General features: G+C 40.1%; 7 protein-coding genes. 6 read left to right on the forward strand and 1 reads right to left on the reverse strand.

Annotation, left to right across the window (positions count from 1 at the left end):
- The first annotated feature begins 232 nt into the window (after positions 1-232).
- Positions 233-1,240, forward strand: a complete 1,008-nt coding sequence (gene pfkA, locus QZ359_RS00440; protein WP_000820862.1) for a 6-phosphofructokinase — start codon at positions 233-235, stop codon at positions 1,238-1,240.
- Positions 1,241-1,298: 58 nt separating this feature from the next.
- A complete protein-coding gene (gene pyk / locus QZ359_RS00445; RefSeq protein WP_293949696.1) occupies positions 1,299-2,804 on the forward strand; it encodes a pyruvate kinase in 1,506 nt (501 codons plus the stop codon).
- Between the two features lie 393 nt (positions 2,805-3,197).
- On the opposite strand, the gene QZ359_RS00450 is transcribed toward pyk, so the two are convergent.
- Positions 3,198-4,184 (reverse strand): L-lactate dehydrogenase, encoded by a 987-nt coding sequence (locus tag QZ359_RS00450; protein WP_000204727.1) that lies wholly within the window; start codon positions 4,182-4,184, stop codon positions 3,198-3,200.
- A gap of 194 nt (positions 4,185-4,378) precedes the next feature.
- Here QZ359_RS00450 and gyrA point away from each other — a divergent pair, with 194 nt between their 5' ends.
- From gyrA to QZ359_RS00470, 4 genes are all read left to right on the forward strand, one after another.
- Positions 4,379-6,847 carry a DNA gyrase subunit A gene (gyrA, locus tag QZ359_RS00455; RefSeq protein ID WP_293951762.1) on the forward strand — a complete coding sequence of 823 codons (2,469 nt, stop codon included), beginning with the start codon at positions 4,379-4,381 and terminating at the stop codon, positions 6,845-6,847.
- Positions 6,847-7,587, forward strand: coding sequence for a sortase SrtA (srtA, locus tag QZ359_RS00460; RefSeq protein ID WP_101784983.1), 741 nt, complete (start codon positions 6,847-6,849; stop codon positions 7,585-7,587). The genes gyrA and srtA overlap by 1 nt, the downstream gene beginning before the upstream one ends.
- Positions 7,588-7,726: 139 nt before the next feature.
- Positions 7,727-8,524, forward strand: coding sequence for a formate/nitrite transporter family protein (locus QZ359_RS00465; RefSeq protein WP_101781990.1), 798 nt, complete (start codon positions 7,727-7,729; stop codon positions 8,522-8,524).
- A gap of 146 nt (positions 8,525-8,670) precedes the next feature.
- Entirely contained in the window at positions 8,671-9,951 is a 1,281-nt protein-coding gene (locus QZ359_RS00470; protein ID WP_293951763.1) for an O-acetylhomoserine aminocarboxypropyltransferase/cysteine synthase family protein, read from the forward strand.
- The last annotated feature ends 270 nt before the right edge of the window (positions 9,952-10,221 follow it).

Consider the following 10,221-nt stretch of genomic DNA (forward strand, 5'->3'; position numbering starts at 1 on the left):
ATCCTAGAACAATACAAAGGCCCAATCCCTGTCATTATCAGGTATGAAGAGGAACAGAAAACAATCGTTTCTCCCCATCATTTTGTAGCTAAATCCAATGAATTAGAAGCGAAATTGAATGAAATCGTTATGAAAACGATTTATCGCTAAAAATACGGAAAATAGAAGAATTTTAAAATCAAATGTGGTATAATTAATAAGAATGTTAAAAGAAAAAGGAGCATAAACCAATATGAAACGTATTGCTGTTTTGACTAGTGGCGGAGACGCCCCTGGTATGAACGCTGCTATCCGTGCAGTTGTTCGTCAAGCAATTTCAGAAGGAATGGAAGTGTTTGGTATCTATGACGGATATGCTGGTATGGTTGCCGGTGAAATTCATCCCCTAGATGCAGCTTCAGTAGGAGACATCATTTCTCGTGGTGGTACTTTCCTTCACTCAGCTCGTTACCCAGAGTTCGCTCAACTTGAAGGGCAACTTAAAGGGATTGAGCAATTGAAAAAACACGGAATTGAAGGTGTAGTTGTTATCGGTGGTGACGGATCTTATCACGGCGCTATGCGTTTGACTGAACATGGCTTCCCAGCTATCGGTCTTCCAGGTACAATCGATAACGATATCGTTGGTACTGACTTTACAATCGGTTTTGACACAGCGGTTACAACTGCTATGGATGCTATCGATAAGATTCGTGATACATCATCAAGTCACCGTCGTACTTTTGTTATTGAAGTTATGGGACGTAACGCTGGTGATATCGCTCTTTGGGCTGGTATTGCAACTGGTGCTGATGAAATCATCATTCCTGAAGAAGGATTCAAGATTGAAGATATCGTAGAAAGCATTAAATGTGGTTATGAGTGTGGTAAAAAACACAATATCATCGTCTTGGCAGAAGGTGTGATGTCAGCGGCTGAATTTGGTAAAAAACTAAAAGAAGCTGGGGATACAAGCGACCTTCGTGTGACAGAACTTGGACATATCCAACGTGGTGGTTCTCCAACTGCGCGTGACCGTGTATTGGCGTCACGTATGGGTGCCCATGCTGTTAAACTTCTTAAAGAAGGTATTGGTGGTGTTGCGGTTGGTATTCGTAACGAAAAAATGGTTGAAAATCCAATTCTTGGTACTGCAGAAGAAGGAGCATTGTTTAGCCTTACTGCAGAAGGTAAGATTGTGGTTAACAACCCACACAAAGCCGACATTGAGCTATCTAGCTTGAATAAGAGCTTGTCATAATTTACAATTTAGTTAATAAGACCAAAAAGGTCATATATATAAAGGAGTCACAAAAATCATGAACAAACGTGTAAAAATCGTTGCAACTTTGGGTCCTGCGGTAGAAATCCGTGGTGGTAAAAAATTCGGTGAGGACGGATACTGGGGTGAAAAACTTGATGTTGAAGCTTCAGCTAAAAACATTGCTAAATTGATTGAAGCTGGTGCTAACACATTCCGTTTCAACTTCTCACACGGTGACCACCAAGAACAAGGTGAGCGTATGGCAACTGTTAAACTTGCTGAAAAACTTGCAGGTAAAAAAGTTGGTTTCCTTCTTGATACAAAAGGACCAGAAATCCGTACAGAATTGTTCGAAGGTGAAGCTAAAGAGTATTCATACAAAACTGGTGAGAAAATCCGTGTTGCAACTAAACAAGGAATCAAATCAACTCATGAAGTGATTGCATTGAACGTTGCTGGTGCCCTTGATATCTACGATGATGTTGAAGTTGGTCGTCAAGTTTTGGTTGACGATGGTAAACTTGGTCTTCGTGTGGTTGCTAAAGATGACGCAGCTCGTGAATTTGAAGTTGAAGTTGAAAATGATGGCGTAATTGCTAAACAAAAAGGTGTAAACATCCCTAACACTAAAATTCCTTTCCCAGCTCTTGCTGAACGTGATAACGACGATATCCGCTTTGGTCTTGAACAAGGTATCAACTTCATCGCGATTTCATTCGTACGTACTGCAAAAGACGTGAACGAAGTTCGTGCAATCTGTGAAGAAACTGGTAACGGTCACGTTCAATTGTTCGCTAAAATCGAAAACCAACAAGGTATCGATAACTTGGATGAAATCATTGAAGCTGCTGATGGTATCATGATCGCTCGTGGTGACATGGGTATCGAAGTACCATTCGAAATGGTTCCAGTTTACCAAAAAATGATTATCAAGAAAGTAAATGCTGCTGGTAAAGTTGTTATCACTGCAACAAACATGCTTGAAACAATGACTGAAAAACCACGTGCAACTCGTTCAGAAGTATCAGACGTATTCAACGCTGTTATCGATGGAACTGATGCTACAATGCTTTCAGGTGAGTCTGCAAACGGTAAATACCCACTTGAGTCAGTAACTACAATGGCTACAATCGATAAGAACGCTCAAACTCTTCTTAACGAATACGGACGTTTGAACTCAGATTTATTCGAACGTAACTCTAAGACAGAAGTAATGGCTTCAGCTGTCAAAGATGCTACTAACTCAATGGACATTAAATTGGTTGTAACTCTTACTAAGACAGGTCACACTGCACGTTTGATCTCTAAATACCGTCCAAATGCTGATATCTTGGCATTGACATTCGACGAATTGACAGAACGTGGTTTGATGTTGAACTGGGGTGTTATCCCAATGTTGACAGATGCTCCATCATCAACTGATGATATGTTTGAAATTGCTGAACGTAAAGCAGTTGAAGCAGGTCTAGTAGAATCTGGTGACGATATCGTTATTGTTGCTGGTGTACCAGTTGGAGAAGCTGTACGTACAAACACAATGCGTATCCGTACAGTACGTTAATTAATAGAAAAATAGCCTATCATATCAAGCTTTCTAGCCTGTATGATGGGCTTTTTTTGTATATGAGCAAAGTTTTTACTTTTGATTTAATGCAACTGTAGCTAAAGAGTAAATCGTTGCTTGTTCCATACTTTTTGTGATGTGAGTATAAATCTGATTGGTAGTCTTTTTGTCTTCATGCCCAAGCTATGACATGATAGCTTTTAAAGGGATGTTGTTTTTTGAACGAAAATTTCATAAAATGTTTAGTTCTTATAGTGAATTACAGCTAGAATAGTACGCCGTGGCTGCTAAAATATTTCTAGAAATTAATTTGTTCATATCTTATTTCAATCTACTATAATACAGAAAAAAACAACTCCCTGATAATTCAAGGAGTTGTCTATGGCTAAATTAGTTTTTAGAAGCTTCTTGGAATTCTGGGTTTTTCCATGCTTCGTCAATGATAGCTTGCAATTCTTTAGCAGATGCTTGCATTTTTTGGGTTTCTGCGTCGTTCAATGGAATGTTTACTGGACGAACGATACCATGTGCACCAACAACAGCTGGTTGACCGATAAAGACGTTCTCAACTCCGTATTGACCTTCTTGGAATACTGAAAGTGGAAGTACTGCGTTTTCATCGTCAAGGATTGCTTTAGTGATACGAGCAAGGGCTACTGCGATACCGTAGTATGTTGCACCTTTTTTGTTGATGATTGTGTAGGCTGCATCACGAACACCTTCGAACAATTCAATCAATTCAGCTTCTTGAACATTTTGAGTGTCTTTAAGGAATTCTTCAAGGTTTACACCAGCGATGTTAGCATGTGACCAAACAGCGAACTCAGAGTCACCGTGTTCACCCATGATGTAGGCGTGAACTGAACGAGCATCAACATCCAATTTTTCAGCAAGTGCTTGACGGAAACGAGCTGAGTCAAGTGAAGTACCTGAACCGATAACGCGTTCTTTAGGGAATCCAGAGAATTTCCAAGTTGAGTAAGTCAAAACGTCAACTGGGTTAGCAGCAACAAGGAAGATACCTTTGAAGCCTGATTCAACAACTTGAGTTACGATTGATTTGTTGATAGCAAGGTTTTTACCTACAAGGTCAAGACGAGTTTCACCTGGTTTTTGAGGAGCACCTGCAGTGATTACAACAAGGTCAGCGTCTGCACAGTCAGAGTATTGAGCTGCATAGATTTTTTTAGGTGAAGTGAAAGCAAGGGCGTGACTAAGGTCAAGCGCGTCACCAACAGCTTTTTCATGCAATTGTGGAATTTCGATAATTCCAAGCTCTTGTGCAATTCCTTGGTTAACAAGTGCAAAAGCGTAAGATGAACCTACAGCACCATCTCCGACAAGGATAACTTTTTTGTGTTGTTTAGTTGAAGTCATTGTTCTAAACATCTCCTTAATTTTATTCAGGGATTTCCCCAGTTATTTTAATTCTATCACTTTTAAAAAGCTTTGTCACGAATATGCCTTGGAGTTCTTGATGTAAACGTTTTAGCTAATTTGGATACCTGAAATATGGCGGACATTATGGTATAATATTATTAATTACTAATAGTGAAATGAGGCATTTATTAATGCAGGATAGAAATTTAGTGAATGTCAATCTGACAAAGGAGATGAAGACGAGCTTTATCGATTACGCCATGAGTGTTATCGTAGCGCGGGCTCTTCCTGATGTTCGAGATGGCTTGAAACCTGTTCACCGTCGGATTCTCTATGGAATGAATGAATTGGGTGTTACTCCAGACAAACCCCATAAAAAATCTGCTCGTATTACAGGGGACGTCATGGGTAAATACCACCCACACGGGGATTCCTCTATCTATGAAGCAATGGTCCGCATGGCTCAATGGTGGAGCTATCGTTACATGCTTGTAGATGGGCATGGGAACTTTGGTTCTATGGATGGAGATGGTGCTGCCGCCCAGCGTTACACTGAGGCACGTATGAGCAAGATTGCTCTAGATATGCTTCGTGATATCAATAAAAATACAGTTGATTTCGTCGATAACTATGATGCAAATGAACGTGAACCCTTAGTCTTGCCAGCGCGCTTTCCAAACATTTTGGTTAATGGAGCAACTGGTATTGCTGTTGGGATGGCAACCAATATTCCGCCTCATAACTTGGGAGAAACCATTGATGCGGTGAAGTTGGTCATGGACAATCCTGAAGTGACTACCAAGGACTTGATGGAAGTCTTGCCTGGGCCAGATTTTCCAACTGGTGCTCTCGTTATGGGGAAATCAGGCATTCATAAGGCTTATGAAACAGGTAAAGGTTCTATTGTCCTTCGTTCTCGTACTGAAATTGAAGAAACTAAGACTGGCCGTGAGCGCATCGTTGTAACGGAATTTCCTTACATGGTCAATAAAACCAAGGTGCATGAGCATATTGTTCGTTTGGTTCAGGAAAAACGTATTGAGGGCATCACAGCAGTTCGTGATGAATCAAACCGTGAAGGTGTTCGATTTGTTATCGAAGTTAAGCGCGATGCCTCAGCCAATGTTATCCTCAATAACCTCTTCAAGATGACCCAGATGCAAACCAACTTTGGTTTCAATATGCTTGCTATCCAAAATGGTGTACCGAAGATTTTGTCCCTTCGTCAGATTTTGGATGCTTATATCGAGCACCAAAAAGAAGTGGTCGTTCGTCGTACTCGTTTTGATAAGGAAAAAGCGGAAGCGCGTGCGCATATCTTAGAAGGTCTCTTGATTGCGCTAGACCATATAGACGAAGTGATTCGTATCATCCGTGCTAGTGAAACAGATGCGGAAGCACAAGCTGAGTTGATGAGTAAGTTTAAGCTTTCTGAACGTCAAAGTCAGGCTATTCTAGATATGCGTCTTCGTCGTTTGACAGGTTTGGAACGCGATAAGATTCAGTCTGAGTATGATGACCTCTTGGCTCTGATTGCAGATTTGGCGGATATTCTTGCTAAGCCAGAACGTGTTTCTCAAATCATCAAAGACGAATTGGACGAAGTTAAGCGTAAGTTTGGCGACCAACGTCGTACAGAGTTGATGGTCGGTGAAGTCTTGAGTCTTGAAGATGAGGACTTGATTGAAGAATCGGATGTCTTGATTACGCTTTCTAACAAGGGATACATTAAACGTCTGGACCAAGCTGAGTTTACTGCTCAAAAACGTGGTGGCCGCGGTGTTCAAGGAACAGGTGTCAAAGATGACGATTTTGTTCGTGAGTTAGTGTCAACTAGCACCCATGATCACCTGCTCTTCTTTACAAATAAAGGACGTGTCTATCGTCTTAAAGGTTATGAAATTCCTGAGTATGGTCGGACGGCCAAAGGGCTACCAGTAGTTAATCTCTTGAAATTGGATGAAGGCGAAAGTATTCAGACTATTATCAATGTTGAGTCTGAACGCAGTGATGATGCTTATCTCTTCTTTACAACCCGTCACGGTATTGTGAAGAGAACGAGCGTTAAGGAATTTGCTAATATTCGTCAAAATGGACTTAAAGCACTGAATCTTAAAGATGAAGATGAGTTAATTAATGTCTTGTTGACGGAAGAAGAGACGGATATTATTATTGGTACCAAGTTTGGTTATGCAGTTCGCTTTAATCAATCAGCCGTTCGCGGCATGAGTCGTATCGCCACAGGTGTGAAAGGTGTGAATCTCCGTGAGGGAGACACAGTAGTTGGTGCTAGCGTAATTACTGATCAAGACGAGGTTCTTATCATCACAGAAAAAGGATATGGTAAGCGTACAGTCGCGACCGAATATCCAACAAAAGGTCGTGGTGGTAAAGGGATGAAGACGGCTAATGTGGCTGAGAAAAATGGTCCTCTATCAGGTCTCTTGACTGTTAAAGGTGATGAAGATTTGATGATTATCACTGATACAGGTGTCATGATTCGAACCAATGTTGCCAATATTTCACAAACAGGACGCTCAACTATGGGAGTTAAAGTAATGCGTCTGGATCAAGATGCTAAAATTGTGACCTTTACTACGGTTGCAGCGGCAGAAAAAGAAGAAGTTGGGACAGAAAACGAAACAGAAGGTGAAGCATAATGTCTCAAAAAAATAAGAAGAAAAATAAACGAAAAAATCTGCTGACAAATATCCTAGCAGGATTTCTGATACTACTATCAATTGCTTTGATTTTTAATGCTAAAATTCGTGATATTTTCATAGTTTGGAATACCAATAAATACCAAGTTAGTCAGGTATCAAAAGAAAAAATAGAAGAAAATCAGGATACAGAAGGAAATTTTGATTTTGATTCTGTCAATGCTATCTCTTCTGAAGCGGTTCTAGCTTCTCAATGGGATGCTCAAAAATTACCAGTTATCGGCGGAATTGCAGTCCCTGAATTAGAAATGAATCTGCCAATTTTTAAAGGGCTTGATAATGTCAATCTCTTCTATGGTGCTGGTACGATGAAACGCGATCAAGTGATGGGAAAAGGAAATTATAGTCTAGCTAGTCATCATATTTTTGGTGTCAATAATGCTAATAAAATGTTATTTTCTCCTTTAGATAACGCTAAAAATGGTATGAAGATTTATCTAACCGATAAAAATAAAGTTTATACTTATGAAATACGTGAAGTTAAACGTGTTACACCGGATCGTGTTGATGAAGTTGATGATAGAGATGGGGTAAATGAGATTACATTAGTAACCTGTGAAGACCTTGCCGCTACAGAACGTATTATTGTAAAAGGCGATTTGAAAGAAACAAAAGATTATTCACAAACATCTGATGAAATCCTAACAGCTTTCAATCAACCATATAAACAATTTTATTAATACAAATCAGTGAAATCCTGGATTTCACTGATTTTTTAAGCTTTTCATAAGAATAAACTTTTATGAAATACAGAAAACGCTTCCTTAATTTTAACGTTTGTGATATAATTATCAGGTAAAAAATTTTTAGGAGTTTATTATGGTTTCTTCAGAATTTATCTCAAAGATTGAATTTGCTTGCAAGAAGAAAGAAAGTCTTTATAGCCAAAGCAAATTTAAGTATGCGATTCGTTCTATGTTCGCAGGTGCATTTTTAACCTTCAGTACAGCTGCTGGTGCAGTTGGGGCTGATTTGATTAATAAAATTGCACCAGGTAGTGGACGCTTCCTCTTCCCATTTGTCTTTGCTTGGGGCTTGGCCTACATTGTTTTCTTGAATGCCGAGTTGGTAACATCAAACATGATGTTCTTGACTGCTGGTAGTTTCTTGAAAAAAATCTCTTGGAGAAAAACAGCTGAGATTTTACTTTACTGTACCTTGTTCAACCTTATCGGGGCCTTGATAGCCGGTTGGGGCTTTGCCCACTCAGCAGCTTATGCACATCTGACACACGATAGTTTCATCTCAGGGGTTGTTGAGATGAAGTTAGGCCGTTCAAATGAATTAATCTTGCTTGAGGCGATTTTGGCAAATATTTTCGTAAATATTGCGATTCTTTCATTTATTTTGGTCAAAGATGGTGGTGCCAAACTTTGGCTTGTGTTGTCAGCTATTTACATGTTTGTATTCTTAACAAACGAGCACATTGCGGCGAACTTTGCTTCTTTCGCGATTGTAAAATTCAGTGTTGCTGCTGACTCAATTGCTAACTTCGGTGTTGGAAATATGCTTCGTCACTGGGGTGTAACCTTCATCGGAAACTTTATCGGAGGAGGCCTCTTGATGGGTCTTCCATATGCCTTCCTCAATAAAAATGAAGATACTTATGTAGATTAAGAAAATGAGCACGATTGATTCGTGCTTTTTTCGATTTTGTAAGAAGTAATAGCCGCTTCTTATATCAAAATATAGAAAAGAGGTATTAGTCAAGATAGGTAGATAGTGCTACAATATCCTTAATGAAACTATATGGAGGTAGCCTTATGACTCGTGATTTTAAATTTGAAACCTTACAATTGCATGCTGGTCAAGTTGTGGATCCAGCAACTAAGTCTCGTGCAGTGCCGATTTATCAAACAACATCCTTTGTTTTTGATGACACGCAGGAAGGTGCCGATTTGTTTGCTTTGAGAAAACCAGGGAACATTTATACTCGTATTACAAATCCTACAACGGCTGCCTTTGAAGAAAGAATTGCTGCTCTTGAAGGTGGTGTTGGAGCTCTTGCAACAGCATCAGGTATGGCTGCAGTGACTTATACGATTTTGGCGCTTGCCCATGCAGGTGACCATGTAGTGGCAGCATCAACTATTTACGGTGGAACCTTCAATCTCTTGAAAGAAACCCTTCCTCGTTATGGGATCACAACAACCTTTGTCGATGTGGATAATTTGGAGGAAGTGGAAGCAGCTATCAATGACAATACCAAGCTTGTCTTGATTGAAACCTTGGGAAATCCCTTGATTAATATTCCAGATTTGGAAAAATTGGCTGAGATTGCTCATAAACACCAGATTCCACTAGTTTCGGATAATACCTTTGCAACACCTTATTTGATTAACGTTTTTTCTCACGGTGTAGATATTGCCATTCACTCTGCGACTAAGTTTATCGGTGGGCATGGTACGACTATTGGAGGAGTGATTGTCGATAGTGGTCGTTTTGACTGGGCGGCTTCAGGAAAATTCCCTCAATTTGTTGAGGAAGACCCAAGCTACCACAATTTGAGCTATACTCGTGATGTGGGTGCAGCAGCCTTTATTATCGCTGTCCGTGTCCAATTGCTTCGTGATACAGGTGCAGCCTTGTCACCATTTAATGCCTTCCTCTTGCTTCAAGGACTTGAAACCCTTTCACTTCGTGTGGAGCGCCATGTGCAAAATGCAGAGAAAATTGTTGATTTTCTTATCAACCATCCTAAGGTAGAAAAAGTCACCTATCCAAAACTTGCTGATAGTCCTTATCATGCCTTGGCTGAGAAATATTTGCCAAAAGGTGTTGGTTCAATCTTTACCTTCCATGTCAAAGGTGGGGAGGCAGAAGCACGCAAGGTTATTGATAATTTGGAAATCTTCTCTGACCTTGCAAATGTGGCAGATGCCAAGTCTCTTGTTGTTCACCCAGCAACAACTACTCACGGTCAATTGTCAGAAAAAGACCTGGAAGCTGCAGGAGTCACACCAAACCAAATCCGCTTGTCTATCGGTCTTGAAAATGTAGAAGATTTGATTGAAGACTTGCGCTTGGCCTTGGAAAAAATTTAAAGAAAAAGAAGTTAAACGGTGGGTTTCGACTCACTGTTTTTGATTTTCCCTCAGGCATGATATAATGGTTACAGAAGTCTAGAAAGAGGAAAGTTATGAACGAAATCAAATGTCCCAACTGTGGGGAAGTCTTTACAGTAAATGAAAGTCAGTATGCCGAACTTTTATCCCAAGTGAGAACGGTTGAGTTTGATAAGGAATTGCACGATCGCATGAAGCAGGAGCTGGCCTTGGCTGAGCAAAAGGCCATGAATGAACAACAGTCTAAAC

It is taken from the genome of Streptococcus sp., from assembly GCF_019414905.1.
Classification (GTDB): Bacteria; Bacillota; Bacilli; order Lactobacillales; family Streptococcaceae; genus Streptococcus.

Coding starts and splice junctions, on each gene's coding strand:
- gyrA (WP_293951762.1), top strand. CDS start 4,379: ATGCAGGATAGAAATTTAGTGAATGTCAATCTGACAAAGGAGATGAAG.
- pfkA (WP_000820862.1), top strand. CDS start 233: ATGAAACGTATTGCTGTTTTGACTAGTGGCGGAGACGCCCCTGGTATG.
- srtA (WP_101784983.1), top strand. CDS start 6,847: ATGTCTCAAAAAAATAAGAAGAAAAATAAACGAAAAAATCTGCTGACA.
- QZ359_RS00470 (WP_293951763.1), top strand. CDS start 8,671: ATGACTCGTGATTTTAAATTTGAAACCTTACAATTGCATGCTGGTCAA.
- QZ359_RS00450 (WP_000204727.1), bottom strand. CDS start 4,184: ATGACTTCAACTAAACAACACAAAAAAGTTATCCTTGTCGGAGATGGT.
- pyk (WP_293949696.1), top strand. CDS start 1,299: ATGAACAAACGTGTAAAAATCGTTGCAACTTTGGGTCCTGCGGTAGAA.
- QZ359_RS00465 (WP_101781990.1), top strand. CDS start 7,727: ATGGTTTCTTCAGAATTTATCTCAAAGATTGAATTTGCTTGCAAGAAG.